This window comes from Thalassovita sp. ABM4_323, assembly GCF_056158665.1.
Genome location: NZ_JBSWTS010000007.1, coordinates 289,474 through 315,302, shown reverse-complemented (window position 1 = coordinate 315,302; position 25,829 = coordinate 289,474). Strand labels below are relative to the sequence as shown.

The following is a 25,829-nucleotide window of genomic DNA, read 5'->3' as shown; positions in this document are numbered from 1 at the left end:
CGAAGGGGACGCGCCTTAGCCGATTGCGGCGGCTTTTACGTCTTCGTCGATATAGGGCAGGTATTGCTCGAAGTTGTCCGAGAACATCTGAACCAGTTTCGCGGCTTGGGCGTCATAGGCTGCGCCATCGGCCCAGGTCTGACGCGGATCCAGCAGGGTGTCATCCACACCAGCCACCGAAACCGGCACTTCGAAGCCGAAGTTTTCGTCCTTGCGGAACTGAGCGTCGTTCAGCGACCCGTCCAGCGCGGCGGTCAGCAGGGCACGGGTGGCCTTGATGGGCATCCGCGAACCGGTGCCGAAGGCGCCGCCGGTCCAGCCGGTGTTCACCAGCCAGCAGGTCGCACCGTAGGACGCGATCTTTTCGCGCAGCAGGTTGCCGTAGGCCTCGGGACGACGCGGCATGAAGGGCGCGCCAAAGCAGGTCGAGAAGGTCGGGGTGGGTTCAACCACACCGCGCTCGGTGCCCGGCGTCTTGGAGGTGAAGCCGGACAGGAAGTGGTACATCGCCTGCGCCGGGGTCAGACGCGAGATCGGAGGCAGAACGCCATACGCATCACAGGTCAGCAGAATGATGTTTTTCGGATGACCACCCTGGGCTTCGGCCGAGGCGTTGGAAATGTATTCCAGCGGATAGGCGCAGCGCATGTTCTCGGTCAAAGAGCTGTCCTGGAAATCCAGTTCCAGGGTCTCTTCGTCGTAGACCATGTTTTCGATCACGGTGCCGAATTTCGAGGTCGTCGCATAGATCTCGGGCTCGGCTTCGGCGGACAGGTTGATGGTCTTGGCATAGCAGCCGCCTTCGAAGTTGAAGGTGCCACGATCCGACCAGCCGTGCTCGTCATCCCCGATCAGGGTACGCGAGGGGTCTGCCGACAGGGTGGTTTTGCCGGTGCCGGACAGGCCAAAGAAGATGGCGGTGTCGACCGGGTTGCCAATCGCGTGGTTGGCCGAGCAGTGCATCGGCATCACGCCGCTGTCGGGCAGCAGGTAGTTCAGCAGGGTGAAGACAGATTTCTTGTTCTCACCGGCGTATTCGGTGCCGCCGATCAGGATCAGCTTCTTGTCGAAGTTCATCGCGATCACGGTGGAGGAGCGGCAGTTGTGACGCTCGGGGTCCGCCTGGAAGCTGGGGCAGTTGATGACGGTGAAATCCGCAAGGAAGCTGTCCAGCGCAGTGCGTTCGGGGCGGCGCAGCATGTGGCGGATGAACAGGTTGTGCCAGGCCAGTTCGGTCACCATGCGCACGTTGATCGCATAGGCCGGATCGGAACCGCCTACCAGGTCCTGAACGTAGTAATCCTTGCCCTTCATGTGCTCCAGCATGTCGGCATAGAGGTTATCAAAGCCCTCGGGCGACATGGCGGCGTTGTTTTCCCACCAGATGGTGTCCACAACGCTGTCGGTTTTCACGACGTGTTTGTCTTTGGGCGAACGGCCAGTGAATTTGCCGGTGGAGACCAGGAAGGCGCCGCCTTGGCCCAGTTTCCCTTCGCCCTTCTTGAGCGCGGCTTCGATCAGCGCGGGCTCCATAAGATTGTAAAAGACATTGCCCAGCCCTTCGATCCCTTGATCTTCCAGGCGGAATTCCGGGTTTACCCGTCCTAATGTCATAATGCCAAGCTCCTGTAGCCGCGCAATTCGCGGCGTTGTCTTTTCACGCGGTGCGGGCTCCCTCCCGCACTGACCGGGTCGCCCCGATAACGGGCCTCTTAGCATGTCGTATTCATGAATTAACAGGACGGTTTAGCGCAGTTAGCGCAACCAATCGAAGGTTAGCGCAATCACGGCAAAAAATGACCTATACAGGCCGTGCCGCTGGCCCGGGCCGGGCGAAAATTATCAATCCGTTGACGAATGGGCACCACAATAGCGCTGAAAACACAGCTGATTTGCAGATTTGGATTGATTGCCGGTGCCAAACAACGGCATACTGAAAAGAAAAATCTTATAAATGAGCAGTACAAGGAATTCGGAGATGTCTAAAATCGCCCTGGTGGACGATGACAGGAATATCCTGACATCCGTGGCCATGACCCTTGAGGCAGAAGGGTTCGAGGTCGAAACTTACAATGACGGTCAGTCCGCGCTGGACGCATTCAACAAGAAACTTCCCGATATGGCGGTGCTTGATATCAAGATGCCGCGCATGGACGGCATGGATTTGTTGCAGCGCCTGCGCCAGAAAACCTCGATGCCGGTGATCTTTCTCACGTCAAAAGATGACGAGATTGACGAGGTGTTGGGGCTGCGCATGGGCGCGGACGACTATGTGAAAAAGCCGTTCTCGCAGCGCTTGCTGGTCGAACGGATCCGAGCGCTGTTGCGGCGTCAGGATGCGGTGGCTGGCGATATCGTCGGGGACACCGAAGAAACCAAAGTGATGGAACGTGGCGATCTGCGCATGGATCCTTTGCGCCACGCCGTCGCCTGGAAAGGGCAGGACGTGTCGCTGACCGTGACCGAGTTCCTGTTGTTGCAGGCCCTGGCGCAGCGCCCCGGTTTCGTCAAATCGCGCGATCAGTTGATGGACGTGGCTTATGACGATCAGGTCTATGTTGATGACCGGACAATCGACAGCCATATCAAGCGGTTGCGTAAGAAAATGCGCTCGGTCGATAACGAGTTCTCGGCGATCGAGACTCTGTACGGTATCGGCTACAGATATAACGAAGAATAATGGCTCTCGCGGAAGGGATGCATTTGCGGGAAACGGCGCCCAAGCGTGACGGCGAGGTTGTGCTGGGGGATGAATTTGTGGCCCCCGACAGCACCGTTGAAAAGGAAATCCAGGCCCGGCGGGCCCGGCGTGGTTTCCTGACGCTTAATCGGTCGCCGCTGACCCGCAAGATCATCACGTTTAACCTGATTGCGCTGAACGTGTTGGTTGCCGGTGTTTTGCTGTTGAATTCGTCGCGCGACTCGCTTGTAGGCGATCGCGTGAATGCGTTGACCGCACAGGCGGAACTGGTCGCCGACGTGGTCGAGGCGCGATTGCCTGCAGGGGCGACCGCGAACCTGGCCTCGGGCGATGGAATTGATGTTGTCGACACGCTGGGCGGATTGGATTTGCGACAGGGCGTCTCGGTCTATGTCTTTGATCCTTCGGGCGAATTGATCGCTGCGGGGCAGGGGCATGGCGCGTCGCGCAGTCCGGTTGCTGATGACGGAGGATCGACCCTGATCTCGGATGCATTGGCGCGGGTTTGGGACAAGTTCGACGCCTTGTTCAACGGCGCACGGGACACGCATTCGATGCCGGGCGTTGAGCAACTGGTCGGCAACATGGTTGCTCCGACGATTGCATCCGGCACTCAGATTGAAACCGGCCTGCAAACCAATGCGGGCAGCTATTTCGCGGCCTCTACACAGGTGGTGCACAGCGGTCAGGTTTTGGGCGTGGTCGCTTTGACCAGCGCGACGGGTGAGATCGATAAACTGGTCCGAAGTGAACGCGAGCGTATCCTCCAGATGTTCCTGATCGCCACGTTGGTGTCGATCGGTCTTAGCCTGGTGTTGGCCTCGACCATCGCAAACCCCCTGGCCGATCTGGCGACAGCGGCGGAGCTGGGCGGGGCGCGAGACCGGCGCAATACAGCTGCGGGGCGGATACGCATTCCCGACCTGACAGCGCGCCCGGACGAAATCGGGCGCTTGTCCTCGGCGCTGCGCGGTATGGTCTCGGCATTGTATGATCGGATCGACAGCAACGAACAGTTTGCTGCCGACGTTGCCCACGAAATCAAGAACCCGCTGGCCAGTTTGCGCTCGGCGGTGGGGACTTTGCGCGTCGCCCAAAGAGAAGACCAGCGCGAAAAGTTGCTGGATGTCATTGATCATGACGTGCGGCGACTGGACCGGCTGGTCAGCGACATTTCCAACGCCTCGCGTCTGGACAGCGAGTTGGTCAAAGAGGAACAAGAGAACTTTAACCTGCTGAAAATGGTAGGAAATCTTGGCGAATATCTCGGTCAGCAGGCCGAAGAAAAGGGGATCGAGTTCATTATGGACATCCCTGACGGGCCGATCTCGATCCATGGTCTCGAGGCTCGGTTGGCTCAGGTCTTCGTGAATTTGATCACCAACGCGATTAGTTTTTGCGAAGACGGGGATGCTATTCGGGTTTGGGTGCGCCAACGGGACAATCGGGTGTTGGTCGTGGTCGAAGACACCGGCCCAGGCATACCCGAGCAGGCCCTGACGAAAGTGTTCAAGCGGTTCTACTCGGAGCGGCCGGAAAAACAGTTTGGGAACAATTCTGGCCTTGGTTTGGCCATTTCGAAACAGATCATCGAGGCCCATGGGGGCGTGATCTGGGCCGAGAATATCCGCCCGACCGAGGCTGATCCGACCTCGGAACCTCTGGGCGCCCGTTTTGTCGTGGGCCTACCGGTCTGATATGTCCTCGGACCCGATCGTATTGCACGCCAGCGCGGTGGCCCTGAACGGGGCCGCCGTTTGCATATTGGGGCCAAGCGGTGCTGGGAAATCAGGTTTGGCCTTGGAATTGATGGCCTACGGCGCGGATCTGGTCTCGGATGACCGCTGTCGGTTATGGCGGGACGGAGAAGAGCTGTTGGTTGACGCTCCTGACACAATCCGAGGAAGAATTGAGGCCCGATCCCTGGGCATTTTGAACGCATCCGCCGTGGGGTCTGCGCGTGTCGTGCTGTGGGTTGATTTGCACGCCGAAGAAACTCACAGATTGCCAACGCAACGTGAGAAGGTTTGTCTGGGCGTTTCGCGCCCCGTCGTTCACAATGTGCCTGCGCCGCATTTTGCAGCGGCAATTCTTCAATATTTAAAGGCGGGCAGGTACGCTTAGATTCATGCATGACCTGGTTGAAAAGCAGCACCAGAACAAACGGCTTGTTCTGATCACGGGCCCTTCGGGGGCGGGGCGCAGTACGTCAATTCGCACGCTCGAAGATTTGGGATTCGAGGCGATTGACAATCTTCCGCTCAGCATGCTGCCCCGCCTGCTTGAGGGGCCGCCCCTCAGCAGCGACATGGCTCTGGGGCTGGATGTGCGCAATCGTGATTTCTCGGTCAATGCGCTGATCGAAACGATTGATCGCGTGGCGGGCCTGCCCAATGTCAGTCCTGAGGTTCTGTATTTGGATTGTCGCCCCGAAGTCTTGTTGCGAAGGTTTTCAGAAACGCGTCGTCGGCATCCCTTGGCGCCTGCCGAAAACCCCGACCAGGGGATCGAGCGAGAGCTGGATTTGCTGGTGCCCATCAAGGCGCGCGCGGATATCCTGATCGACAGCTCTGAGATGACGCCCCATGATCTGAAAGCCGAGGTCGAGCGCCTGTTCACCGGCGAAACCGGGCGCCACTTGGCGGTTTCGGTGAACTCGTTTTCCTACAAACGCGGATTACCACGGGGCATGGATATGGTGTTCGATTGCCGGTTCCTGCGCAACCCCTACTGGGATGAAACGTTAAGAGGACGGGACGGGCGCGACCAAGGTGTGGTTGGCTACGTGGCCCAGGACGCCCAATTCGATGGGTTCTTTGAGCGTGTTCTTGACCTAACGGAAATGCTTTTGCCGGCCTATCGGGACGAAGGCAAAGCCCATTTCGCGATAGGTTTTGGTTGCACTGGCGGGCAACATCGCTCGGTTGCAATTGCAGAAAAGCTGTCAAAGGCCCTTGCAGACCGGGGATGGCAAGTGTCAACTAGGCACAGAGAAATCGAGCGCAAGGCGAATGCTGCATCGCAGCCTGCCGCAGCTCTGAACGTGACAGCGAAGTAAAGGAAGGCAAGCGTGATCGGTATCGTCATCGTCGCGCATGGGGGGCTGGCCCGGGAATACCTGGCAGCGGTCGAACATGTTGTCGGGACCCAAAATGGAATCCGCGCGATCTCGATCGAGCAAGAACACGATAGGGGCCAGAAACAACGCGAGATCTGCGACGCGGCCGACGCTGTTGACCATGGCGAAGGTGTTGTTGTGGTGACCGACATGTTCGGAGGATCGCCTTCCAATCTGTCCCTCCTGGCCTGCCAACCCGATGGCCGCCGCATTTTGTACGGCGCGAACCTGCCGATGTTGATCAAATTGGCCAAAAGCCGTCATATGACGGTTGCCGATGCCGTGCGGACTGCTACTGAAGCGGGACGCAAATATATTGACAGCCAGAATATCTCCAAAGGTTGATTTCAAATGACCGACACCAACGAGCGCCATCTGCAAATCGTGAATGAAAAGGGGCTGCATGCCCGGGCCTCGGCCAAGCTGGTCGAGGTTGTCGAAGGATTCGACGCGCGCGCCGAGGTATGCCGGGATGGCATGTCTGCCTCGGGCGACAGTATTATGGGTCTTTTGATGTTGGCAGCCTCGAAGGGAACCACTATTGAGGTGCGAACCTCGGGCGCGGATGCCGAAGCTTTGGCGCAAGCCATCGAAACGCTGGTGGCGGACCGGTTCGGGGAAGATATGTAAGCGCCGTTTGGCGCAGCAGAAATGGTGCAGCCAGGTGGAAGACAGGGTGATCGAACAAGAGCAGGAAACGTCCGCCGAGGTTGTGCACACGACCTATGACCGGCGTAGCCTGACCTATGCCAACACCTTCGACAGCCCGTTGACCGCGTTGACGATCAAAACGATCGAGTGGCTGACCGGTAAGCTGACCATCCTGCGCATGATCCGCAAGTTCGAACGTCAGGGGGCTCCACAGGGGCAGGCTTTCTGGCGCGCGGCGCTGGATGTGATGGGCATTCCGTTGCAGACCCCGCAGGATCAGATCGATCGCATTCCGCTGGACGGCCCCGTTGTGGTGGTCGCGAACCACCCGCATGGCATGGTCGACGGGATGATTCTGGCCGAGCTGATCGGGCGCCGTCGGGATGACTATCGTATCCTGACCCGCGCCCTGCTGACCGGGATTGACGAGGTGGCCTCGTCCTATCTGATCCCCGTGCCTTTCCCGCACGAGGACGACGCGCAGCGCAAATTCGTGGAGATGCGTGCGCAGGCTATGGCGATGCTGAAACAGGGTGGGCTGATCACGGTGTTCCCTTCGGGGGTGGTGTCGTCGTCGGAAACCATGTTCGGCCCCGCGATCGAGGCCGAGTGGAACGTCTTTACCGCTCAGATGATCCGCCGGTCGGGCGCGCGGGTTGTGCCGATCTATTTTCCTGGCTCGAATTCGCGCTGGTACCAGATGGCCAACCGGATTTCCGCGACCCTGCGCCAAGGATTGCTGCTGCACGAGATCGTGCACAGCTGCAACAAACCGCAAAAACCCATTGTCGGCGAACCGCTGACGGACGCGCAGATGGAGCGACTGAGCAGCGATCCGCGCGGCTTTATGGCTTGGTTGCGCGAACACACATTATCGTTGAAAAACTGACGCTTAGCGCGTCGGTACTGGCGTTTCCCCGCGGTAGTCATAGAAACCGCGTTGGGTTTTGCGGCCCAGCCAACCGGCTTCGACATATTTCGTCAGCAGCGGGCAGGGGCGGTATTTGGTGTCCGCCAGCCCGTCATGCAGAACGTGCATGATCGCCAGACATGTATCCAATCCGATGAAATCAGCCAGCTCCAGCGGGCCCATCGGGTGGTTCGCGCCCAGCTTCATGGCGCTGTCGATCGAGGCCACGTTGCCCACGCCTTCGTACAGGGTATAGCAGGCCTCGTTGATCATCGGCACCAGGATGCGGTTCACGATAAAGGCCGGAAAATCCGAGGCGCTGGCGGCCGTTTTATCCAGCCGCTCGACGATGGTCAGACAGGCTTGATAAGTTTCCTCATCGGTCGCGATACCACGGATGAGCTCGACCAGCTTCATGACCGGCACCGGGTTCATGAAGTGGAACCCCATAAAGCGTTCGGGCCGATCGGTGCGGCTGGCCAGACGGGTGATCGAGATCGACGAGGTGTTCGTGGTCAGGATCGTTTGCGGCGCCAGATGCGGCAACAGTGTTTCGAAGATCTTGTTTTTGACGTCTTCGCGCTCGGTCGCGGCCTCGATAATCAGATCCTGGGGGCCAAGTTCTGTCAGCTCCATGGTGGTTTTGATGCGGCCCATGGCGTCGGATTTGGCATCCTGGGTGATCAGATTGCGGCTGACCTGACGGTCCATATTCTTGTTGATCAGAGCGACCGCAGCGTCCAGCGCATCCTGGTTGATGTCGTTCAACATGACGTCATATCCGGCCAACGCCATAACATGCGCAATGCCGTTGCCCATCTGGCCCGCGCCGATCACCCCAACCGAATTGACTTCCATACGCCCCGATCCTTTTCTTTGCTCAAGAAAGCATATGCACGGGGTCGCGATTGCCGCAAGGGTATCCGTTGTCGAAAATTCGTTGAGAATTAGAAATTTAGCAGTTTTTCAATGAGTTCCGCCGATTCTCATTCGTGGGTGAAAATATGGTGGGTGAGATGACCTATGAACATGCTGGGGCGGGGGCCCTTGACTATCTTTCTTGTGGCTATGGGCAAACGCGTTTGCAGTTTCGCGGGCCCGAACGATCCCTGGATCAGAAATACGCCGTCTTCATTGGTGGGACCGAAACATATGGCAAATTTGTTGCGCGGCCGTTTCCGTCCCTGACTGAGGACATGACCGGACTGACGACTGTGAACATGGGCGTTGTGAACGCGGGGATCGAGACGTTTCGATCTGATCGAACCGTGCTAGATATTGCGCGCGGGGCCGAGTTTGTCGTGCTGCAGGTGATGGGCCCGGAATATGTGAGCAACCGCTATTACACGGTGCATCCGCGCCGCAATGACCGCTTCATTCGGGCGTCGCATGCCTTGCTCGAGTTGTATCCAGACGTAGATTTTACCGAGTTTCATTTCGTTGGGCACTTGCTGCACCGGCTCCGTCGGCAGTCGGCACAGAAATTTGGCAAAGTGATTGGGGAATGCCGGAGAGAATGGCTTACGTCTTGCGCCAGCCTGCTGCACAGAATCGGGCGCCCGACCTTTGTGTTGTGGTTGCCGCGCCACGCGCAGCCACGCTCGGTTCCGGACGAGTTGATCAATGATCGGCTGCTTGCGCCACTGAGCAAACGATGCGTCGCTGTGGTGCAGGTGCCGCAGGATCAAAGCGCGATGCAGCAGGGGACTTCGGGCATGGTCTTTGGCCAGATGGAAGCCTTTGCAGCGGCGGATTTGCCCAATCCCAGGATGCATACGATCATCGCCGAGGCCTTGTACAAAGCGTTGATCCGGGCCGGATATGACTAGGGCGAGCGGGCGCAGATGGTGAATGTTTGGGCGTATCCAGCAGCGCAAACGGGTCAATTCCGCGCGATTCCCGGCGCTCTGGCTTGTGTTCTTGCCTGCGAGGCATAGCCTGAAAGGGTCGTTACCAGTTTGCGGATAGGAGGCGAATCCAAATGATCCGGGTGTATGAACCTCGCGATAACCACAAAGTAACCGCCTTGATTGAAGAGGCCTATGAACGCAGCGATGAGGCCGATCTTGTGCATTCGTTGCGAAAGGCAAATGACCTGCAATGTGATCTGGTCTGGGACGAGGACGGCGAGATCTTGGGGCACGCCTGCATGGCGCGACATCTGCATCCCGAAGGATGGCAGACGATTACCTCGGTGGCGGTGGATTCGGCTGCGCGCAGTTGTGGTATTGGCAGTGAACTGGTACGCGCCTGTCTCGAGGCCGCCCGCCAAACGGATGCCAGCGCGGTCACCGTTCTGGGGAATGCGCGGTATTATCTGCGCTTTGGGTTTACACGCACCGCTGCTGAAGCCCTGGAGACGCCCTATTCCAAGAAAGACACGCTGATGTACCCCATTCGGATCGAAAATGCGGGAATCATGGCGGAACTTGTCTATCCCCCTGCGTATTCGCGCCTTTAGGGCTAGTGGTTGGGGCAGTTGCTCCTATCTATAGGGCATGCGTTTTTTGATCTTTCTACTGCTGTTTGTGCCATTGCAAGCGCGCGCGGAATGCGTGGTCATGCTGCACGGATTGGCGCGCGGCCCGGGCTCGTTTACCTTGATGGAGGCGGTGTTCCGCGCCCAAGGATATCAGGTGGTGCGACCCGGATACCCGTCCACCTCTGCGCCGATTGATACCCTCTCCAAGGCCACGTTGCCCGATGCGATTGATGCCTGCAAAGGGCAAAGAACCCACTTTGTGACACACTCGATGGGGGGGATTTTGCTGCGTCATTGGCTGACTATGCATAAGATCGAGATGTTGGGCCGGGTGGTGATGTTGGGGCCGCCGAATGGGGGCTCGCAAATCGTGGATACGTTTGGTAAATACGCTCTGTTTGACTGGATCAATGGCCCCGCAGGACAGCAACTGGGGACCAAGGGGCTGCCATCGGACTTACCTCCGGTGTCCTTTTCCTTGGGGGTGATTTCGGGGTCTCAATCCCTAAACCCTTTGTTTTCCAGCGTGATTCGTGGGCCGGATGATGGAAAGGTCTCGGTGGCATCGACCCGGGTCACGGGTATGGCGGATCATATCACCCTGCCCGTGACGCATACTTTCATGATGAACAACGCGGTGGTGATTGCGCAGGCGCTGAAATTCATCGAAAAGGGGGTGTTTGATCACGATATGACATGGGCCCAGGCGATCCGGGCCTTGCCGAGGCCAAAATGACCCTGTCCCTGACTCTGAAGAATGCCGAAGTCCTGCGGCCCGACGGAGTCTCGTTTGACGCGCTGAGCCTACATGACGGGGAGATCGTCGACGGCCCGATCGGGCGCGAAATTGACCTTTGCGGGTTTCGGATTCGGCCCGGGATCATTGATGTGCATGGCGATGGATTTGAGCGCCATCTGGCCCCGCGGCGCGGCGCGATGACCGATTTGTCAGCCGGACTGGCATCGGCCGAGGCGGATCTGGCGGCCAATGGCATCACCACCGCGATGCTGGCGCAGTTCTGGAGTTGGGAGGGCGGCATGCGCGGCCCCGACTTTGCACGTCGGATGCTGGAGGCCTTGGCGGACTATCAAACGCTGGGCACGGATATGCGCGTCCAGTTGCGCTTCGAAACCCATATGCTGGACGACTACCCCCAGATCCTCGAGATCGTGCGCCAGTATCAGATTGGCTTTGTCGTGTTCAACGACCATCTGCCTCATGATGCGTTGAACAAGGGGAAGCGCCCCCCCCCGGTTGACCGGACAAGCGTTGAAGGGTGGGCGTTCCCCCGAGTTGCATCACGCGTTGCTAAAGGCGTTGCATGCCAACGGGGCCTTGGTGCCTGATGCCTTGGCTGAGCTGGCGAACGAGCTGGCCGAACGGGGCGTGATCATGGGCAGTCATGACGACGGCTCGGCCGCAGCTCGCCGCTCAGCCCGTGCGATGGGATTAAGCGTTTCGGAATTTCCAGAAACGCGTGAGGCCGCCGAAGAGGCGGCCCAAGCAGGCGACCCCGTGGTCTTGGGGGCGCCGAATGTGGTGCGGGGAGGCTCGCACTCAGGCAACGTCAGTGCTGCTGCGTTGATCGCCGATGGAATTGGGGATGCGCTGGCTTCGGATTATCACTATCCCGCCCCGTTGCAGGCTGCCCTGACATTGGAGAATTGGGCGCTCGTGTCCGAAGGACCCGCGCGATTGTTGGGGCTAGAGGACCGGGGTCAATTGTTGCCCGGCAAACGGGCTGATCTGGTGGTACTTGACCAGCGTGGGCGCGTTGGCGCCACCATCGCCGCGGGTCGCATAACCCATCTGGCTGGAGAAGTTGCCGAGCGTTTTGTTGTCTAGTATCAACTAGTTACCCGGTTGACATGCCCCATTTTGCGGCCGGGCTTGGTTTCGGACTTGCCGTACAGATGCAGCGCGGCGTTGGGTTCTGCGGCGATCACGGGAACGCGGTCCATATCGTCGCCGATCAGGTTCTCCATCACCACGTCTGAATGGCGCGAGCCATCGCCAAGCGGCCAGCCAGCGACGGCGCGGATGTGCTGTTCGAACTGATCAATCGCGCAGCCGTTCTGGGTCCAGTGGCCGGAATTGTGCACGCGCGGAGCGATTTCATTGACGATCAGACCCTGAGGCGTCACGAACAGTTCCACCCCCATGGTGCCGACATATTTCAGCGCGTTGAGGATCTTGCCGGTCAGCAGAACGGCGTCCATTTTCTGGCTGCCGGTCAGGTTGGCGGGCACGGTGGTCGTGTGCAGGATGCCATCGCGGTGGACGTTTTCGCCGGGGTCAAAGCATGAAACCTGCCCGTCCGCAGCGCGGGTGCCGATGACCGAGACCTCGTGAGTGAAGTTCACGAAACCTTCGAGAATCGCGGGGGCGCCTGCCATGTCGGCCAGCGCCTTTTCGGCGTCGTCAGCAGATTTCAGGCGAGATTGCCCCTTGCCGTCATAGCCGAAACGGCGGGTTTTCAGGATCGCGGGGGTGCCGATTTCAGCAATGGCTTCGGCCAGATCAACCTCGTCATCCACGGCCGCAAAGGGGGCGGTTTGCAGGCCCAGATCGGTCAGGAAGGCCTTTTCGGTCAGGCGATCCTGGCTGACGGCCAGCGCGCGACGGTTCGGGCGGATCGGTTTCAGCGATTCCAGGATATCCAGCGCAGAGGTGGGGATGTTTTCGAACTCGTAGGTGATCACGTCCACCGTGTCGGCAAAGGCGCGCAGGGCGGCCTCGTCCTCGTAGGGGGCGGTGGTCAGCGAGTGGGCCACATCGGCCGCGGGCGGGTTGGCGCCAGGTTCAAAGATATGGGTCTTGAAGCCCAGCCGCGAGGCCGCGACGGACAGCATCCGGCCCAGTTGGCCGCCGCCCAGAATGCCAATGGTTGCACCGGTTTGCAGAACGTCAGTCATCGGAGGGCTCATCAGGAATAGAGGCCGAAAGTGCATCGCGCCAAGCGTCCAGACGCTGGGCGATCTCGGGGTCGTTATTGGCCAGAATGCCAGCAGCCATCAGGCCGGCGTTTTTCGCGCCAGCGCCGCCAATGGCCATCGTCGCCACGGGGAAACCGCGGGGCATTTGCAGGATGGAATACAGGCTGTCCACGCCCGACAGGGCCTTGGTTTGTACCGGAACACCGATCACCGGCACCCGCGTTTTTGACGCCATCATGCCCGGCAGATGCGCAGCACCACCCGCGCCCGCGATGATCACGTGCAAGCCCCGATCCACGGCGGATTTGCCGTAGGTCCACAGACGGTCAGGGGTGCGGTGCGCAGACACGATCTTGGCCTCGTAAGCGATACCCAATTCGTCCAGCACATCGGCTGCTTCTTTCATGGTGGGCCAGTCCGATTGGCTGCCCATGATGATGCCCACTTTTACGTCAGTCATTCTGCGCCCCTTCTCTGCGAGCGCGCACTATAGCCAAGGCAGGGGTTTACGCAATGATATCTGGCGTCAAACGATCCTCGATGATCGCGATCATGTCCTTGAGGCGCAGTTTTTTCTTTTTCAGGCGCCGAATGGTCAGCTGATCCGCGGTGCCGCGTTCGACCATGGCGGTGATTGCCTCGTCCAGATCGCGGTGTTCCTGGCGGAAAACCTCAAGCTCCACGCGCAAGACCTCTTCGGTTTTCATCGAAATGTCGGATTGAGCGTTCATGGCGTTGATTCTTATCGTTGGCTACCCCTGTAACATACTGAAAACCAACCTTTTCGCAAAGCCCTTGCGCCCACGCGCCGCGATGCCCATATTTCATGTAACGGGTCGCCTGATTGGGGCCCATCAAACTGGACTGTCGCTTAAACGTAAGGACGTGCCGATGACCAAACTTACCTTGGGGTCTCACCCGTATATGCTGGGCTTTGATCAGCTGGAACGCTTGCTGGAACGCAATGCGAAATCGGGGAATGAAGGCTATCCGCCTTTCAATATCGAGCAGACCTCGGACAATTCCTACAGAATCACCTTGGCCGTCGCCGGGTTCGCCGAGGACGAGCTGGCCATCACGGTCGAGGATCGCCAGTTGGTGATCCGAGGACGTCAGCGCGAAGACAGCGATGGGCGGATTTTCCTGCATCGCGGGATCGCGGCCCGTCAGTTTCAGCGCAGCTTTGTTCTGGCCGATGGGGTCGAAGTGGGCGAAGCCGTGATGGAAAACGGTCTGCTGCATGTCGACCTGACGCGCGCGTTGCCCGAAACGGTGGTTCAGCGGATCAACATCAAGAAGGGGTAAGTCATGGATACTAAATATGATTTTGGCCAAGGGGCCGAGGGTCGCATCGTCTATGTCCGCCAAGTGAATGTCGCGGACCTGCCCGAAGAGATGCAAGAGGCGGTCGAGGGCGAGGAAACGCTCTATGCCGTGCACAGCGCCGAAGGAGAGCGCCTGGCCGTGGTCAAGGATCGCAAGCTGGCCTTCCTGCTGGCGCGTCAACACGATTTTGCGCCCGTCGCTGTTCACTAAACAGAGGGGCCGCTGATGGTCTTTGCGGTCACGACATTCCTGGTGCTGGCCGCCATGTCTTTGGGCGCGCATCGGGTCTTGCCTGACGTTGAAAAGCTGCCGATGCAATGGGCGGTGGACGGTCGTGTGACATGGTATGCGCCGCGTGCTCTGGCTCTGACATTTCTACCTGCTTTGGCCATTGTCACGCTGACGGTCGTGTCTCGGTTGGCAGGTGACGAAGACATCCGCATTGGCCTGTGGGTCGCCTCGGTGTCCTTTGTTTTGGGGCACGCGCTGTATCTGTGGTTGACCTGGCGCCACCTAAAATAAAACGCCCCACCAAATTGGCGGGGCGTTTTCTGTTTCCGTGTGATCTGGCTTAGCTGGCCGAGATCAGACCCATGGCTTCCAGTTTCAGCAGAACCTGGTGGGCGCAGTTGTCCACGTCCGTGCCTTCGGTGTCGATGCTGAGCTCGGGGTTGGCCGGGACATCATAGGGGTCCGAGATACCGGTGAACTCTTTGATCTTGCCTTCGCGTGCCAGTTTGTACAGGCCTTTGCGGTCGCGGCGCTCACACTCTTCGATCGTGGTTGCCACGTGCACTTCGACGAAGGCACCGAATGCTTCGATGTCCTCACGGACAGCGCGGCGGGTGGTGGCGTAGGGCGCGATGGGCGCACAGATCGCGATACCACCGTTCTTGGTGATCTCGCTGGCCACATAGCCGATGCGGCGGATGTTCAGATCGCGGTGCTCTTTGCTGAAGCCCAGCTCGGAGGACAGGTTCTTACGAACGATGTCACCATCCAGCAGAGTCACGGGGCGACCGCCCTGTTCCATCAGCTTTACCATCAGGGCGTTTGCAATGGTCGATTTGCCCGAGCCCGAGAAACCGGTGAAGAACACGGTGAAACCTTGCTGAGCGCGGGGCGGCTTGGTGCGACGCAGCTCTTTCACAACTTCGGGGAACGAGAACCACTCGGGGATTTCCAGGCCCTCGGACAGGCGGCGGCGCAGTTCGGTGCCCGAGATGTTCAGGATGGTGACGTCGTCACGATCGGGGATCTCGTCGTTGGGCTCGTACTGGGCGCGTTCCTGCACGTAAACCATGTGCTTGAAGTCGACCATTTCGATGCCGATTTCTTCTTGGTGGGCGCGGAACAGTTCCTGGGCGTCATAGGGGCCGTAGAAATCTTCGCCCTGGCTGTTTTTGCCCGGGCCCGCGTGGTCGCGACCGATGATGATGTGGGTACAGCCATGGTTGGCGCGGATCAGGCCGTGCCAGACAGCTTCGCGCGGGCCAGCCATACGCATGGCCAGGTTCAGCAGCGACATGGTGGTGGTCGACGCCGGGTATTTGTCCAGAACGGCCTCGTAGCAGCGCACACGGGTGAAGTGGTCAACGTCGCCCGGCTTGGTCAGGCCAACAACGGGGTGGATCAGCAGGTTGGCTTCGGCCTCTTTTGCGGCGCGGAAGGTCAGTTCCTGGTGCGCGCGGTGCAGCGGGTTACGGGTTTGGAACGCAACCACTTTGCGCCAGCCCAGCTTGCGGAAATAGGCGCGCAGTTCGTTCGGAGTGTCGCGGCGGGCACGGAAGTCATAGTGTACCGGCTGCTGAATCCCGGTGACCGGGCCACCCAGATAGATCTTGCCTGCGTGGTTGTGCAGGTAGTTCACGGCGGGGTGCGCATCGTCATCGGCGCCAAAGACCTTCTCGGCCTCGACCGCTTTGTTGGGTTCCCAACGGTCGGTGACGGTCATGGTGCCCAGGATCACGCCTTCCTGGTCGCGCAGGGCGATGTCCTGACCGATTTCCAGCGACTCGGCGAATTCTTCGCTGACATCCAGGTTGATCGGCATCGGCCACAGCGAACCATCCGCCAGGCGCATGTTTTCTACGACACCGTTATAATCTTCTTCGGTCAGAAAGCCCTTGAGCGGGTTGAAACCGCCGTTCATCAGCAGTTCGAGGTCGCAGATCTGACGGGGGGTCAGGTCCCAGCTAACCAGATCGGCCGCTTCGACTTTCAGTTTCTGGGCCGAGTCGTACGAAACGTACAGTTCGGGGATGGGCGCAAGATTATTTTGCATGATTTGTATCCTACTCTTGAATGGAATTAGGCCACTATTCGTGCCGGTGAGTTCAGCATGCAGAGCCTCATACTCTGCAAATTTTCGGTTCAGGAATTGGTCGGTAAGCCGGTTCTTCTCGGCCGCGCCGCGGGCGGTGATGGCATAGGCAAACCGTTGCCGTTTGTCGGGGCCATTGCGCTCGGAGATCTTGATCAGTCCGGCCTGGGCCGTGGTGCGCAACAACGTGTTCAATCGGCCCAGTGAAATCCCCAATGCGCCGGCCGTCGCGCGTTGCGTTGCCTCTGGCGCGATGTCCAGTTGGCGCAACAAACGAAAGAGCATGTCTTCCTCGGCGGCATTGAGCTTTGACGTTGGCATTGTGGTATTCTGCTGGGCGACTCAAGGTGTGTTCACGATTGAACGCATAGCACGACATGTGTGTTCAGCAAAGAACAAACTTTGCGGATCGGCAGATTTTCGCAATGTAGGGTAGGTTTTCCAACTTTTTAAGCAAAGCCGGGACCCGGTTCCAGGGGATGCCAGTCGGTGTAGACGGGCTAGCCAGGGGCCGATGCAAACGCTGCATCTTGTTCCGGGGGCCAGCCACATGGGCCCGCCCCCGGTATTGGGATGTCGGTCGATTACTCTTGTTCGGCCAGCCAGCGTTCGGCGTCCAGCGCCGCCATGCAGCCCATACCGGCCGAGGTCACGGCCTGGCGGTACTTGTGGTCGGTCAGATCGCCCGCAGCGAAAATACCTGGGATCGACGTTTCGGTGGTGCCGGGTTTGACCAGAACATAGCCGCCGTTGTGCAGCTCCAGCACATCCTTGACCAATTCGTTGGCCGGAGCATGGCCGATGGCGACGAAAACGCCCTTACAGGGGATTTCGCTGACCTCGCCGGTTTCCACATGCTTTACGCGCACGGCGGTGACACCCTTGGGGTTGTCCTCGCCGACGACCTCGTCCAGCACGTGATCCCAAAGCGGTTCGATTTTCTCGTTCTTCATCAGGCGGTCGATCAGGATCTTTTCCGCGCGCAGCTCGTCGCGGCGGTGGATCAGAGTAACTTTGCTGGCGAAGTTGGTCAGGAACAGCGCCTCTTCGACGGCTGTATTGCCGCCCCCGATGACCACGATTTCCTGTCCGCGATAAAAGAACCCGTCACAGGTGGCGCAGGCCGACACGCCAAAGCCCTTATAGGCCTCTTCGCTGTCCAGCCCCAGCCATTTGGCGCGCGCGCCGGTGCACAGGATCACCGCGTCAGCGGTATAGACAGTACCGCTGTCGCCGGTCGCTTTGAATGGGCGCGCGGACGTGTCCAGGTCGGTGATGATATCGCCGATGATCTCGCAGCCCATCGCGGCGGCGTGTTCCTGCATCTTTATCATCAGGTCGGGGCCCTGAACCTCGGTAAAGCCGGGATAGTTCTCCACCTCGGTGGTGGTGGTCAGCTGTCCGCCCGGCTCGATCCCCTGGACCAGAATCGGGTTCAGCATCGCGCGGCTGGCGTAAACGCCCGCGGTATAGCCCGCAGGCCCCGAGCCAATGATCAGAACCTTGGTGTGTCGCGTTTCGGCCATGGAATCCTCTTTCGCTTGTCTTGCGTTCCAGAGGCATATAATGGTCTGCCGCGCTGGCGAAAAGCCCTTGTTGCTGTGCGTTGTGGCCTTGTGGTGCGGCCGAAGTCGCGATTTCGGCGCTGGATTATAAAATGGGCGAGATTCAAAATAATAGGTAACTATGTTGCGGAAGGGCGAAATATTATTGCGCTATCGCATTGGTTGCTATAAGAAACCGATCCATAGGAGGATAGTTATGCCGACCTCACGTCTTGACCCAATTGATCGGAAAATTCTGGCCGAATTGCAGGCTGATGGCCGCATGACCAATGTCGAATTGGCCAAACGGGTTGGGATCTCGGCACCGCCGTGTTTGCGCCGGGTGCGGACGTTGGAAGAGGCTGGATTTATCCAAGGCTACCACGCCCGTGTGGATTTGCGCGAATTGGGATTCGAGGTTCAGGTCTTTGCGATGGTCGGACTGCAAAGCCAGGCCGAGGTTGACCTGAGCGCCTTTGAGCAGCGCTGTCGCGACTGGCCCTTGGTTCGCGAATGCCACATGTTGAACGGCGAGGTGGACTTTATCCTGAAATGCGTCGCGCCTGATCTCAGTACGTTCCAGTCTTTCCTGACCGAACAGTTGACGGCGGCGGACAATGTGGCCAGCGTGAAAACTTCGTTGGTGATCCGCAATGCCAAGGACGATCCCGGCGTGCCTTTCGACGTGTTGGAAGAGCGGTTGAGCCGCTCTGCCTAAGCGAGGGTTTCCTCAGTACATTTCCGCCTGTAGGTGCGTGGCCTCGTCGTGGTGCGGATGCGCCATCGGTCCGAATTCGGGCATGCTGCGCAGATGCGGGAAGAGGCTGAGGAAAATCCGCAGCAGTTCGGGGCCCAGCATCTCGGCTTTGTAGCGGCCCGGATGGTAGGATTCCAAATGCAACCCTCCGGCCAGAATGGTCGCGTGGCGCGGCAGGCAGATGTGATAGGCCCGCGTCGGGGCGGGCGGGGTCAGCTGAAATACGCCATCCCCATCCACCAGCTCATGCGCGGGCACATAGGTTGCCTCTTTGCCTTCGCCTCGTAGCAACCGAGCCCGAGGGCCCAGGATCATATCGATCACGGGGCGGCCAATGCCAAAACGATCCGCCATGATGCGCACCAGGCTACTCAGCTCTGGGCGATCCGTGGGCAGATTCGGGATGATTTGCATCGACCCGATCCACAGGACGGGCAGGGGGCCGTATTCCAGCGTTTCGATCATCATGCCGGGTTCCAGATCCTCGATCGCACAGGGGCCATCGATGGTCGAGATCAGCAGCCCACGACCATAGGCGGAAAACGCGGCCTCGAACGAGGGCAGGCTGGGCGCGATCACCTGGCGGTATTCGGGCGTGCTGTCATCGTTCAGATAGGCAATGTCATAGCGGCGCGTCGGGACAGGACGCCGCTGCGTATCCGCCGGCGTGGACCGCAGGTTGAGAGAGTAGTTGGCAGCCGTATCGAATACGGGGGCAATTTTATTCATGAACGCACCTGTTCAGGTTCGTCACATCCGCGTCGGCCCCCACCGACAACGACAGAAGGACAGGTTTCCATCTGTTGATAAGGAAATAGTGGCCGCTGAGGCCCGCTATTGTCAAAGGATTCTGTCTATTGTGTCTTTGGGTCGGGATAGATGGGGTAGTCTACTTGTGATTGTTTCACATGGCTGAACAGATGCGCCACATTCTGGGGGTCTGGCCGAATCGATGCGCAAAAAAATGGCCGCTCAGGTATGAGCGGCCAGATCAGTCGGGCGCATGAAACTTGTATTGGGATCAACCCGCCTGGCGGGCGTCCTTTGACTGTTTGGTCGCGGCTGCCTTCGCGGCCTTCGCTTGCCGGGTCCAGGGCATGGCGGGCATGTCGGACTTGGAGGTTGCGATCACGGATTTCATCCAGCGTTTCTGAGTGCGTGCCATTCTGACTGCTCCTGCAACTCGGGGTTATTCGTTGTTCTGGAAACAATCTGCCCGGCCAATGCGGCATTGTTTGGGCGCTGATCCCAAGACTTTGCGGAAGAAATGTGTCGTTTAGATGCCGGGGCGCTAGAGCCGGATCACCGAGATCAGCCGACCGTAGTCCGCCTCTTTCTCGTGCGTGGTCCGGCGATAGGAAAAGAACCGGTCAGGATCCGAATAGGTGCAATGCCGAATCCAGGTGGCCAGGCCGATCCCCGTATTGCGCAGCCGGTGCAGACCATAGGCAGGCAGATCGAACATATACCGATCTGCGTCACCGCTGATGAAGAAGCGCCCATTGTCCGGATTATCGGCCAGAAAACTGTCCAGGAATTCGGGGCCAACCTCATAGGCGCGCTGGCTGATCGAGGGGCCGACAACCGCGCTGATGTTTTCGCGTTTGGCGCCCAGATCAGACATCGCCTGAACGGTGTTTTCCAGAATGCCGTCCAGCGCCCCGCGCCAACCGGCATGGGCAGCACCAACAACACCCGCCTCGGCATCCGCAAATAGCACAGGTTGGCAATCGGCGGTCAAAATCCCCAAGGCCAGGCCGGGCACGTCGGTGACCATCGCATCGGCAGGGCCGGTCGTCTGATCCGTCTCCTTGATCACCTCAACATCCGCTGAATGCGTCTGGTGGATCGTGACCAGCGCATCGCCTGCGACCTCCATCGCCTGAGCCACGCGCGCACGGTTGATCGTGACGATTTCCTTTTGGTCCGACGAGCCAAAGCCGCAGTTCAAGCCCTGAAAGACGCCCGAGGACGCGCCGCCTTTGCGCGTGAAAAAACCGTGGCGCGTGTCGCGCAGGTCGTCAGAGGTCAGGATTTCCAAAGTCATGACGGGTCAAGGCTCCAGTCCGGGGGGCGCGGTTTGGCCATCGGGATACAGCCCGATGACCTTAAAGAGCGTCCCCATTTCCTCTGGATGCGTCAAGCGTCGATGTGCCTGGATCAGGGTTTCCAGCTCGGCTCCCTGTACCTGTTTGGCCAAGGCTTGGGCACGTGCGGTGATCCCAAGACGTTCCAAGAACACGCCTTGCCCGGTCAGGTGGGTGAATTTGCAGGGGACGGCCTGTGCAAGGGCTTCGAAATCCACATGGGCGGTCAGATCAGCCTGACCCGGAGCGGCCAGCGGGTCAGCGCGTTCGTGGTTGCGCAGCGCTTGCAGCGTGTCGCCCAGGCTGCGCCAGTCCCCATAGTCGATCAGCAGCGCGGCACCGCCATGGTCGGCAATCCGCTGGCCCAGATCTGCGGTGATGGCCGGGGCGGGGGGGCATATCTCGACCAGATCACCGTCTTTCGTGTCGTCCAGCCGGTGGGTCAGGGCCTCTTGCGGGGCCGGACCGGCCAGAGCGAAGATCAGCGCGTCCTCCTCTGCGGCGACCCGTTTTTCGCGCCAGCCATCCCCGTCGCGCACAAACTGGCGGATGGGCAGGGCGTCAAAAAATTCGTTGGCGACAAAGAACAGTGGCAGGCCCGAGGGCAGGTCGGACACCTGTTCATGCCATTGTGGCGAGTACTTCGCGAGGGTCTGAGCCTGTGCCGCCCGTAGGGTTGGCGAGGCCTCGATAAGATGCAGCTGCATGGCGACATGAAAACCGGGCACGGCGCGGGTGGCGCGCAGAATATCAGCCATCAGGGTTCCGCGTCCGGGGCCGGCCTCGGCCAAGACAAAGGCCGAGGGCGCACCCTGATCCATCCAGCATTGCGCCAGCGACAGGCCGATTAGCTCGCCAAACATCTGGCTGATTTCGGGGGCGGTGGTGAAATCGCCCGCAGCGCCCAGAGGATCGCGCGTGGTGTAATAGCCAAAGCGCGGATGCAGCAGGCATTCGGCCATGTAGTCGGCGACGCTGAGGGGGCCGTTGCGACGGATGCGATCAATCAGGTGGGTCTTCAGGTCAGTCATTGCGTCGCTGGGCATATAAGACAAACCCCAACCCCACAATCACCATGGGCAGTGACAGCAGTTGCCCCATGCTCAGGCCAAATTCCCCCAGACGGATCACATGCCCCAGTGGATTGTCCATGGTGATGAACTGATCGTCGGCCTGCCGGAAATATTCAACGAACATCCGCGCCAACCCATAGCCCAATAGGAACGTTCCCATGATCAGACCGGGCTTTTTCAGCGCCCCACGCCGGAAGGCCATCCACAGCAGCAGCGTTGCCAGAATAACACCTTCCAGAAAGGCTTCGTACAGTTGCGAGGGATGGCGCGCGCACAGGCCCACGATGCCCTCGCAGGCTTGCGCGGATTCACCCGGGAAAATCACACCCCAGGGCAGGTCGGTCGGACGGCCCCATAGCTCGGCGTTGATGAAGTTCGAGATCCGGCCCAGCATCAGCCCGATGGGCACTGCCAAGGCCAGCAGGTCTCCGGTGGACAGACGCGGGATACTGTGGCGGGCGGTAAAGACCAGGGCGGCTAGGACCACGCCCAGAAAGCCCCCGTGAAAGGACATGCCGCCCTGCCAGACTTTCAAAATCTCGGCGGGGTGATCCAGATAGTATCCGGGTTGATAAAACAGCACGAATCCCAGGCGCCCCCCTAGGATGATACCGACGATCATCCAGGTCAGCAGATCCTCGACCTGGCCGTCGGTCATCGGGGCGCCCTCGCGCCACAATCCAGGGCGGCGGATGGCCATCAGCACGATGCGCCAGCCGATCAGGATGCCAACGATATAGGCCAGCGCGTACCAACGCAGGGCGAACTCGAATCCGAACAAAGAGATCGAAAACAGCTCGGACGAGATGTCGGGAAATGGGATGCCTGTGCTCATGTGCGTCTGTGTGCCTCTGGCTGGATGGTGAAGTCAACCTTGTGGCTGGCCCCGATGCGCCCCATATAGGGTGCAAAGTGTAACGGTGGAGACGCAGGATGCAGACCCGGAACAAATTTCTGGACGATATGTCCCAATTGATGACCAACGCGATGGGCGTGGCCCAGGGTGCCAAGGACGAGGCCGAAACGGCGATGAAGTCCATGATCGACCGCTGGCTGGCCGATCGTGATTTCGTCACCCGCGAAGAGTTCGAGGCCGTGCGCCTGATGGCCCAGAAAGCGCGCGAGGAAAACGAAGCGCTCAAGGCCCGTCTGGACGCGCTGGAACAAAACGCCAAGTGAATTGATCAGGGGGCCGTTTGGCCCCCTTTGTCATACGGTGTTGGGCGGGGTTTGCCCGTCGAAAAATGCTTGCAGATTGTCCAGCACCATCATCCCCATATCCGTGCGCACATTCAGCGCCGCCGTGCCCAGATGGGGCAGCAGTGTGACCTTGTTGCTGTCACGCAAAGCCCGGGGGATGGCGGGTTCCTGTTCATAGACATCCAGGCCCGCACCGCCGATCTGGCCGGATTCCAGCGCTGCGATCAGGGCGGCCTCGTCCACCACATCCCCGCGCGAGATATTGATGAAATGCGCGTGGGGCTGCATGGCCGCAAAGATCTCTGAATCGATCAGATGATTTGTTGCTGCGCCTCCGGGCACGGCTGTCACCAGGATGTCGACCTGTGCTGCCAATTCCGTCAACGAATTGATCTGCGTGGCGGGCATGTCCACGGATTTGGGCGAGCGGTTGTGAAACAGCACCTCCATCCCAAACCCAAAGTGACAGCGCCGCGCAATCGCCTGACCTATGCGGCCCATGCCGACGATACCGACCTTGCGGCCTGTGACATGCAAGCCCAGCATCTGCGTTGGATGCCAGCCCTGCCACGTGCCCGAGCGCGCCAGACGTTCGCCCTCGGCGGCGCGGCGCGCGCTCATCAAGATCAGGGTCAGGGCGATGTCGGCAGTCGCATCCGTCACCGCGCCGGGTGTGTTCGTGACCGTCAGCCCGGCTGCCTGAGCGGCCGCCACATCAATATGGTTGTAGCCCACGCCGAAATTCGCCAGGATTTGCGCGCGGGGGGTCGGAGCGGCCGCAAAAATATCTGCACTGAACAGATCGCCGAGTGTCGGCATCACCCCGTCAAAGTCCTGAAGGGCTTGGATCATTTCATCGGGGCTCATGGGCAGGGTATCTGCGCGCAGTTCGACGTCAAACAAGCCCTGCGCCCGCGCGATCACGGCGTCAGGCAGGGGGCGGGATATTAGGACGCGCGGCGCCATCAGTACATGCGCCCACCAACGGGAACGTCTTTGTCGGGGGTCAGCAAGACGACCTCGCCCGCGTCGTCGGGCACGCCCAGAACCAGGACCTCGGACATGAATTTGCCGATCTGGCGCGGGGGGAAGTTCACCACGCCCATCACGGTTTTTCCGATCAACTCTTCGGGGGTGTAGTGCTTCGTCACCTGAGCGCTGGTTTTGCGCTCGCCGATGTCCGGGCCAAAATCGATCCACATCTTGATCGCGGGTTTGCGGGCCTCGGGGTAGGGTTCGGCGCGCAGCACTTTGCCGACGCGGATGTCGACCTTCAGAAAATCATCAAAGCTGATTTCAGCCATTGGCCAGCTCCTTGGATCGGTCGGTTGCTGCCTTGACCGTTGCCGCCATCAAGGGGGACAGGCCGGTGCCGGAGTCCATCAGCACCTCTAGCCCCGCTTGCGTGGTGCCGTTGGGCGAGGTCACGTTCACGCGCAGCTGACTGGGGGTCTCCTCGGCCTGCATGGCCAAAGCGCCCGCGCCCGCGACCGTGGCCTTGGCCAGTTGCATGGCCAGTTCCGGGGACAGGCCTTGGGCCTCGCCGGCGGCGGCCATGGTTTCGATCATGTGAAACACATAGGCGGGGCCCGAGCCGGACAGCCCGGTCACCGCGTCCATCTGGCTTTCGGATTGCAGCCGGACAACCTGGCCCACGGCCTCGAGCAGGGATTGCGCCAGGGCCAAGTGATCGCTTGATGCACAGGAATTGCCGATGATCGCCGTGATGCCTTGCCCCACGGCGGCAGGCGTGTTGGGCATGGCGCGGATGATCGGGGTTCTGGCGCCAAGGATGGTTTCGTAGGTGGGAATGCTAACCCCGGCCGCGACCGACACGAACAGTGTGTCGCCATTGCCCATTGCCGCCAGCGTGGGCAGGGCATCGGCCATCATCTGAGGTTTCACCGCGATCAGAACGATCGCCGGGGCGCTGGGCAAATCAGCGTTCAAATGCACGCCGCTGGCCTTCAGCCAATCCGAGGGGAACGGATCATTCACCCAGACAGACGTGGCAGGCAACCCGTTGTTCAGCCAGCCCTCCAGCATGGCCGAGCCCATCTTGCCGCAGCCCAGCAATACCAGCCCGGCCTTGGCCACGTGATCCATGTTCATAAGAAACCCCCGTCATCTTTCGTCAATGTCGGGGGCAAGTGTTACGCGCGACCGTAGGCCTCTGCAATGGCGACCTGAAGGGCCTCTTCGGGTTCACGCCCCCCCCAGACAACCAGTTGGAAGGCGGGGTAATAGCGTTCGGCGCTCAGCACCGCGGCGCGGATCATCGTGTCCACCTGGTCGGGGCAGGCGACCTGACCGCCCGCCAGCACCAGACCGTAGCGATAGACCATCAGTTGCTGATCTTCCCAGAAGGTAAACGCCCCTGCCCAACACTGATCGTTCACGGCGTTCAGCGCCTTGTACATCGAGGGCAGGGTGTCCTTGGGGGGCTCCATTTCAAAGCTGCAGACCAGACGCAGGGTTTCGTCGTAATCGGACCAGGCCAACGTGATCGAGTAGGTTCGCCACTGTCCTTCAACAGCCATCGCGATCTGATCATCTGCGATCCGATCGAATTCCCAATCGTGATAAGTCGCGATGTGCTCGACCAGATCGATGGGGTGAAGGTCTTCGTGTAAATACTGCTCGGACAATGCCATGGCGCCACCTCTTTATGCTGTGTAGCGTTTGGGGCTTGGCAGCGCCCCAAGCGCTAGGTGCCTGCT

31 protein-coding genes and 1 pseudogene are annotated in these 25,829 nt (G+C 59.7%); 16 read left to right on the top strand and 16 right to left on the bottom strand.

The features are described 5' to 3' along the window. Nucleotides 1–15: 15 nt before the first annotated feature. A complete protein-coding gene (locus ACXADQ_RS03895) occupies nucleotides 16–1,614 on the bottom strand; it encodes a phosphoenolpyruvate carboxykinase (RefSeq protein ID WP_475315779.1) in 1,599 nt (532 codons plus the stop codon). A 364-nt stretch (nucleotides 1,615–1,978) separates the two neighbouring features. Here ACXADQ_RS03895 and ACXADQ_RS03890 point away from each other — a divergent pair, with 364 nt between their 5' ends. The 7 genes from ACXADQ_RS03890 to ACXADQ_RS03860 are packed head-to-tail and all read left to right on the top strand — an operon-like array spanning nucleotide 1,979 to nucleotide 7,359. After that, entirely contained in the window at nucleotides 1,979–2,680 is a 702-nt protein-coding gene (locus ACXADQ_RS03890) for a response regulator transcription factor (RefSeq protein ID WP_475315778.1), read from the top strand. Continuing rightward, on the top strand, nucleotides 2,680–4,398 hold the full coding sequence (locus tag ACXADQ_RS03885; RefSeq protein ID WP_475315777.1) for a sensor N-terminal transmembrane domain-containing protein: 1,719 nt from the start codon (nucleotides 2,680–2,682) through the stop codon (nucleotides 4,396–4,398). Before ACXADQ_RS03890 ends, ACXADQ_RS03885 begins: the two co-directional genes overlap by 1 nt. Nucleotide 4,399: 1 nt before the next feature. Continuing rightward, the gene (locus ACXADQ_RS03880) at nucleotides 4,400–4,825 is read left to right on the top strand and encodes an HPr kinase/phosphorylase (RefSeq protein ID WP_475326028.1); all 426 of its coding nucleotides are present in this window, start codon (nucleotides 4,400–4,402) and stop codon (nucleotides 4,823–4,825) included. A 4-nt stretch (nucleotides 4,826–4,829) separates the two neighbouring features. Further along, nucleotides 4,830–5,759: an RNase adapter RapZ gene (gene rapZ, locus ACXADQ_RS03875; RefSeq protein WP_475315776.1), complete on the top strand. Its 930-nt coding sequence runs from the start codon at nucleotides 4,830–4,832 to the stop codon at nucleotides 5,757–5,759. A 12-nt stretch (nucleotides 5,760–5,771) separates the two neighbouring features. Further along, nucleotides 5,772–6,164 (top strand): PTS sugar transporter subunit IIA, encoded by a 393-nt coding sequence (locus ACXADQ_RS03870; protein WP_475315775.1) that lies wholly within the window; start codon nucleotides 5,772–5,774, stop codon nucleotides 6,162–6,164. Between the two features lie 6 nt (nucleotides 6,165–6,170). Further along, the gene (locus tag ACXADQ_RS03865) at nucleotides 6,171–6,449 is read left to right on the top strand and encodes an HPr family phosphocarrier protein (RefSeq protein WP_475315774.1); all 279 of its coding nucleotides are present in this window, start codon (nucleotides 6,171–6,173) and stop codon (nucleotides 6,447–6,449) included. 46 nt (nucleotides 6,450–6,495) lie between these two features. Then, nucleotides 6,496–7,359 (top strand): lysophospholipid acyltransferase family protein, encoded by an 864-nt coding sequence (locus ACXADQ_RS03860; protein WP_475315773.1) that lies wholly within the window; start codon nucleotides 6,496–6,498, stop codon nucleotides 7,357–7,359. 3 nt (nucleotides 7,360–7,362) lie between these two features. On the opposite strand, the gene ACXADQ_RS03855 is transcribed toward ACXADQ_RS03860, so the two are convergent. Beyond that, entirely contained in the window at nucleotides 7,363–8,238 is an 876-nt protein-coding gene (locus tag ACXADQ_RS03855) for a 3-hydroxybutyryl-CoA dehydrogenase (RefSeq protein ID WP_475315772.1), read from the bottom strand. 158 nt (nucleotides 8,239–8,396) lie between these two features. Between ACXADQ_RS03855 and ACXADQ_RS03850 the strand changes: the two genes are divergently transcribed. From ACXADQ_RS03850 to ACXADQ_RS03835, 4 genes and pseudogenes are all read left to right on the top strand, one after another. Further along, nucleotides 8,397–9,209, top strand: coding sequence for a DUF6473 family protein (locus ACXADQ_RS03850; RefSeq protein WP_475315771.1), 813 nt, complete (start codon nucleotides 8,397–8,399; stop codon nucleotides 9,207–9,209). A gap of 152 nt (nucleotides 9,210–9,361) precedes the next feature. Beyond that, on the top strand, nucleotides 9,362–9,841 hold the full coding sequence (locus ACXADQ_RS03845; protein ID WP_475315770.1) for a GNAT family N-acetyltransferase: 480 nt from the start codon (nucleotides 9,362–9,364) through the stop codon (nucleotides 9,839–9,841). 37 nt (nucleotides 9,842–9,878) lie between these two features. Then, nucleotides 9,879–10,598 (top strand): esterase/lipase family protein, encoded by a 720-nt coding sequence (locus ACXADQ_RS03840; RefSeq protein WP_475315769.1) that lies wholly within the window; start codon nucleotides 9,879–9,881, stop codon nucleotides 10,596–10,598. Then, nucleotides 10,595–11,708, top strand: a pseudogene (locus tag ACXADQ_RS03835) (alpha-D-ribose 1-methylphosphonate 5-triphosphate diphosphatase). Before ACXADQ_RS03840 ends, ACXADQ_RS03835 begins: the two are co-directional and overlap by 4 nt. Before the next feature lie 2 nt (nucleotides 11,709–11,710). On the opposite strand, the gene ACXADQ_RS03830 reads toward ACXADQ_RS03835, so the two are convergent. From ACXADQ_RS03830 to ACXADQ_RS03820, 3 genes are read right to left on the bottom strand one after another with little or no spacing between them, the layout of a single operon-like run. Then, the gene (locus ACXADQ_RS03830) at nucleotides 11,711–12,778 is read right to left on the bottom strand and encodes a 5-(carboxyamino)imidazole ribonucleotide synthase (RefSeq protein WP_475315768.1); all 1,068 of its coding nucleotides are present in this window, start codon (nucleotides 12,776–12,778) and stop codon (nucleotides 11,711–11,713) included. After that, a complete protein-coding gene (purE, locus tag ACXADQ_RS03825; RefSeq protein ID WP_475315767.1) occupies nucleotides 12,771–13,259 on the bottom strand; it encodes a 5-(carboxyamino)imidazole ribonucleotide mutase in 489 nt (162 codons plus the stop codon). The genes ACXADQ_RS03830 and purE overlap by 8 nt, the downstream gene beginning before the upstream one ends. Nucleotides 13,260–13,305: 46 nt before the next feature. Beyond that, nucleotides 13,306–13,530 carry a YdcH family protein gene (locus ACXADQ_RS03820; RefSeq protein ID WP_475315766.1) on the bottom strand — a complete coding sequence of 75 codons (225 nt, stop codon included), beginning with the start codon at nucleotides 13,528–13,530 and terminating at the stop codon, nucleotides 13,306–13,308. Between the two features lie 160 nt (nucleotides 13,531–13,690). Here ACXADQ_RS03820 and ACXADQ_RS03815 point away from each other — a divergent pair, with 160 nt between their 5' ends. Genes ACXADQ_RS03815 through ACXADQ_RS03805 form a run of 3 tightly spaced genes read left to right on the top strand, consistent with a single transcriptional unit; the run spans nucleotide 13,691 to nucleotide 14,647 of the window. After that, nucleotides 13,691–14,104, top strand: a complete 414-nt coding sequence (locus ACXADQ_RS03815) for an Hsp20 family protein (protein WP_475315765.1) — start codon at nucleotides 13,691–13,693, stop codon at nucleotides 14,102–14,104. Nucleotides 14,105–14,107: 3 nt separating this feature from the next. Next, the gene (locus ACXADQ_RS03810) at nucleotides 14,108–14,335 is read left to right on the top strand and encodes a DUF1150 family protein (RefSeq protein ID WP_475315764.1); all 228 of its coding nucleotides are present in this window, start codon (nucleotides 14,108–14,110) and stop codon (nucleotides 14,333–14,335) included. Between the two features lie 15 nt (nucleotides 14,336–14,350). Next, nucleotides 14,351–14,647 (top strand): hypothetical protein, encoded by a 297-nt coding sequence (locus ACXADQ_RS03805; protein ID WP_475315761.1) that lies wholly within the window; start codon nucleotides 14,351–14,353, stop codon nucleotides 14,645–14,647. A gap of 49 nt (nucleotides 14,648–14,696) precedes the next feature. On the opposite strand, the gene ACXADQ_RS03800 is transcribed toward ACXADQ_RS03805, so the two are convergent. Then, nucleotides 14,697–16,769, bottom strand: coding sequence for a bifunctional sulfate adenylyltransferase/adenylylsulfate kinase (locus ACXADQ_RS03800; protein ID WP_475315758.1), 2,073 nt, complete (start codon nucleotides 16,767–16,769; stop codon nucleotides 14,697–14,699). A gap of 263 nt (nucleotides 16,770–17,032) precedes the next feature. Then, nucleotides 17,033–17,974 (bottom strand): thioredoxin-disulfide reductase, encoded by a 942-nt coding sequence (gene trxB / locus ACXADQ_RS03795; protein WP_475315755.1) that lies wholly within the window; start codon nucleotides 17,972–17,974, stop codon nucleotides 17,033–17,035. Between the two features lie 235 nt (nucleotides 17,975–18,209). On the opposite strand from trxB, the gene ACXADQ_RS03790 reads away from it, so the two are divergent. Then, complete coding sequence (locus tag ACXADQ_RS03790) at nucleotides 18,210–18,710, top strand: Lrp/AsnC family transcriptional regulator (protein ID WP_475315751.1); 501 nt, start codon at nucleotides 18,210–18,212, stop codon at nucleotides 18,708–18,710. Between the two features lie 12 nt (nucleotides 18,711–18,722). On the opposite strand, the gene ACXADQ_RS03785 is transcribed toward ACXADQ_RS03790, so the two are convergent. The 5 genes from ACXADQ_RS03785 to lgt all read right to left on the bottom strand — a co-directional run bounded on the left by ACXADQ_RS03785 (nucleotide 18,723) and on the right by lgt (nucleotide 22,744). Then, complete coding sequence (locus ACXADQ_RS03785; RefSeq protein WP_475315748.1) at nucleotides 18,723–19,478, bottom strand: Hint domain-containing protein; 756 nt, start codon at nucleotides 19,476–19,478, stop codon at nucleotides 18,723–18,725. A 292-nt stretch (nucleotides 19,479–19,770) separates the two neighbouring features. After that, nucleotides 19,771–19,914 (bottom strand): hypothetical protein, encoded by a 144-nt coding sequence (locus tag ACXADQ_RS03780; RefSeq protein ID WP_475315745.1) that lies wholly within the window; start codon nucleotides 19,912–19,914, stop codon nucleotides 19,771–19,773. A 126-nt stretch (nucleotides 19,915–20,040) separates the two neighbouring features. Further along, complete coding sequence (gene pgeF, locus ACXADQ_RS03775; RefSeq protein WP_475315742.1) at nucleotides 20,041–20,796, bottom strand: peptidoglycan editing factor PgeF; 756 nt, start codon at nucleotides 20,794–20,796, stop codon at nucleotides 20,041–20,043. A gap of 6 nt (nucleotides 20,797–20,802) precedes the next feature. Next, on the bottom strand, nucleotides 20,803–21,867 hold the full coding sequence (locus ACXADQ_RS03770; RefSeq protein WP_475315738.1) for a class I SAM-dependent methyltransferase: 1,065 nt from the start codon (nucleotides 21,865–21,867) through the stop codon (nucleotides 20,803–20,805). Continuing rightward, nucleotides 21,860–22,744, bottom strand: a complete 885-nt coding sequence (gene lgt, locus ACXADQ_RS03765; protein WP_475315734.1) for a prolipoprotein diacylglyceryl transferase — start codon at nucleotides 22,742–22,744, stop codon at nucleotides 21,860–21,862. Before lgt ends, ACXADQ_RS03770 begins: the two co-directional genes overlap by 8 nt. Before the next feature lie 98 nt (nucleotides 22,745–22,842). Between lgt and ACXADQ_RS03760 the strand changes: the two genes are divergently transcribed. After that, nucleotides 22,843–23,088, top strand: a complete 246-nt coding sequence (locus ACXADQ_RS03760; RefSeq protein WP_475315732.1) for an accessory factor UbiK family protein — start codon at nucleotides 22,843–22,845, stop codon at nucleotides 23,086–23,088. A gap of 30 nt (nucleotides 23,089–23,118) precedes the next feature. Here the strand turns inward: ACXADQ_RS03760 and ACXADQ_RS03755 are convergent, their stop codons facing one another. Genes ACXADQ_RS03755 through ACXADQ_RS03740 form a run of 4 tightly spaced genes read right to left on the bottom strand, consistent with a single transcriptional unit; the run spans nucleotide 23,119 to nucleotide 25,763 of the window. Further along, nucleotides 23,119–24,075, bottom strand: a complete 957-nt coding sequence (locus ACXADQ_RS03755) for a 2-hydroxyacid dehydrogenase (RefSeq protein ID WP_475315729.1) — start codon at nucleotides 24,073–24,075, stop codon at nucleotides 23,119–23,121. Then, complete coding sequence (locus ACXADQ_RS03750) at nucleotides 24,075–24,413, bottom strand: tRNA-binding protein (protein ID WP_475315727.1); 339 nt, start codon at nucleotides 24,411–24,413, stop codon at nucleotides 24,075–24,077. The genes ACXADQ_RS03755 and ACXADQ_RS03750 overlap by 1 nt, the downstream gene beginning before the upstream one ends. Beyond that, the gene (proC, locus tag ACXADQ_RS03745; protein WP_475315725.1) at nucleotides 24,406–25,221 is read right to left on the bottom strand and encodes a pyrroline-5-carboxylate reductase; all 816 of its coding nucleotides are present in this window, start codon (nucleotides 25,219–25,221) and stop codon (nucleotides 24,406–24,408) included. The genes ACXADQ_RS03750 and proC overlap by 8 nt, the downstream gene beginning before the upstream one ends. A 41-nt stretch (nucleotides 25,222–25,262) precedes the next feature. Continuing rightward, nucleotides 25,263–25,763, bottom strand: a complete 501-nt coding sequence (locus tag ACXADQ_RS03740) for a type III secretion system chaperone family protein (protein ID WP_475315722.1) — start codon at nucleotides 25,761–25,763, stop codon at nucleotides 25,263–25,265. Nucleotides 25,764–25,829: the final 66 nt, after the last annotated feature.

Bases quoted from the DNA above. Each gene is read 5' to 3' on its own strand.
- ACXADQ_RS03840 (WP_475315769.1), top strand. From the start codon at position 9,879: ATGCGTTTTTTGATCTTTCTACTGCTGTTTGTGCCATTGCAAGCGCGC.
- ACXADQ_RS03790 (WP_475315751.1), top strand. From the start codon at position 18,210: ATGCCGACCTCACGTCTTGACCCAATTGATCGGAAAATTCTGGCCGAA.
- ACXADQ_RS03865 (WP_475315774.1), top strand. From the start codon at position 6,171: ATGACCGACACCAACGAGCGCCATCTGCAAATCGTGAATGAAAAGGGG.
- ACXADQ_RS03855 (WP_475315772.1), bottom strand. From the start codon at position 8,238: ATGGAAGTCAATTCGGTTGGGGTGATCGGCGCGGGCCAGATGGGCAAC.
- ACXADQ_RS03750 (WP_475315727.1), bottom strand. From the start codon at position 24,413: ATGGCTGAAATCAGCTTTGATGATTTTCTGAAGGTCGACATCCGCGTC.
- ACXADQ_RS03780 (WP_475315745.1), bottom strand. From the start codon at position 19,914: ATGGCACGCACTCAGAAACGCTGGATGAAATCCGTGATCGCAACCTCC.
- ACXADQ_RS03885 (WP_475315777.1), top strand. From the start codon at position 2,680: ATGGCTCTCGCGGAAGGGATGCATTTGCGGGAAACGGCGCCCAAGCGT.
- ACXADQ_RS03800 (WP_475315758.1), bottom strand. From the start codon at position 16,769: ATGCCAACGTCAAAGCTCAATGCCGCCGAGGAAGACATGCTCTTTCGT.
- ACXADQ_RS03770 (WP_475315738.1), bottom strand. From the start codon at position 21,867: ATGACTGACCTGAAGACCCACCTGATTGATCGCATCCGTCGCAACGGC.
- ACXADQ_RS03760 (WP_475315732.1), top strand. From the start codon at position 22,843: ATGCAGACCCGGAACAAATTTCTGGACGATATGTCCCAATTGATGACC.
- ACXADQ_RS03805 (WP_475315761.1), top strand. From the start codon at position 14,351: ATGGTCTTTGCGGTCACGACATTCCTGGTGCTGGCCGCCATGTCTTTG.
- trxB (WP_475315755.1), bottom strand. From the start codon at position 17,974: ATGGCCGAAACGCGACACACCAAGGTTCTGATCATTGGCTCGGGGCCT.
- ACXADQ_RS03820 (WP_475315766.1), bottom strand. From the start codon at position 13,530: ATGAACGCTCAATCCGACATTTCGATGAAAACCGAAGAGGTCTTGCGC.
- ACXADQ_RS03895 (WP_475315779.1), bottom strand. From the start codon at position 1,614: ATGACATTAGGACGGGTAAACCCGGAATTCCGCCTGGAAGATCAAGGG.
- ACXADQ_RS03815 (WP_475315765.1), top strand. From the start codon at position 13,691: ATGACCAAACTTACCTTGGGGTCTCACCCGTATATGCTGGGCTTTGAT.
- ACXADQ_RS03830 (WP_475315768.1), bottom strand. From the start codon at position 12,778: ATGACTGACGTTCTGCAAACCGGTGCAACCATTGGCATTCTGGGCGGC.
- ACXADQ_RS03880 (WP_475326028.1), top strand. From the start codon at position 4,400: ATGTCCTCGGACCCGATCGTATTGCACGCCAGCGCGGTGGCCCTGAAC.
- lgt (WP_475315734.1), bottom strand. From the start codon at position 22,744: ATGAGCACAGGCATCCCATTTCCCGACATCTCGTCCGAGCTGTTTTCG.
- ACXADQ_RS03755 (WP_475315729.1), bottom strand. From the start codon at position 24,075: ATGGCGCCGCGCGTCCTAATATCCCGCCCCCTGCCTGACGCCGTGATC.
- ACXADQ_RS03890 (WP_475315778.1), top strand. From the start codon at position 1,979: ATGTCTAAAATCGCCCTGGTGGACGATGACAGGAATATCCTGACATCC.
- ACXADQ_RS03850 (WP_475315771.1), top strand. From the start codon at position 8,397: ATGACCTATGAACATGCTGGGGCGGGGGCCCTTGACTATCTTTCTTGT.
- ACXADQ_RS03740 (WP_475315722.1), bottom strand. From the start codon at position 25,763: ATGGCATTGTCCGAGCAGTATTTACACGAAGACCTTCACCCCATCGAT.
- ACXADQ_RS03810 (WP_475315764.1), top strand. From the start codon at position 14,108: ATGGATACTAAATATGATTTTGGCCAAGGGGCCGAGGGTCGCATCGTC.
- ACXADQ_RS03845 (WP_475315770.1), top strand. From the start codon at position 9,362: ATGATCCGGGTGTATGAACCTCGCGATAACCACAAAGTAACCGCCTTG.
- pgeF (WP_475315742.1), bottom strand. From the start codon at position 20,796: ATGACTTTGGAAATCCTGACCTCTGACGACCTGCGCGACACGCGCCAC.
- ACXADQ_RS03785 (WP_475315748.1), bottom strand. From the start codon at position 19,478: ATGAATAAAATTGCCCCCGTATTCGATACGGCTGCCAACTACTCTCTC.
- proC (WP_475315725.1), bottom strand. From the start codon at position 25,221: ATGAACATGGATCACGTGGCCAAGGCCGGGCTGGTATTGCTGGGCTGC.
- rapZ (WP_475315776.1), top strand. From the start codon at position 4,830: ATGCATGACCTGGTTGAAAAGCAGCACCAGAACAAACGGCTTGTTCTG.
- purE (WP_475315767.1), bottom strand. From the start codon at position 13,259: ATGACTGACGTAAAAGTGGGCATCATCATGGGCAGCCAATCGGACTGG.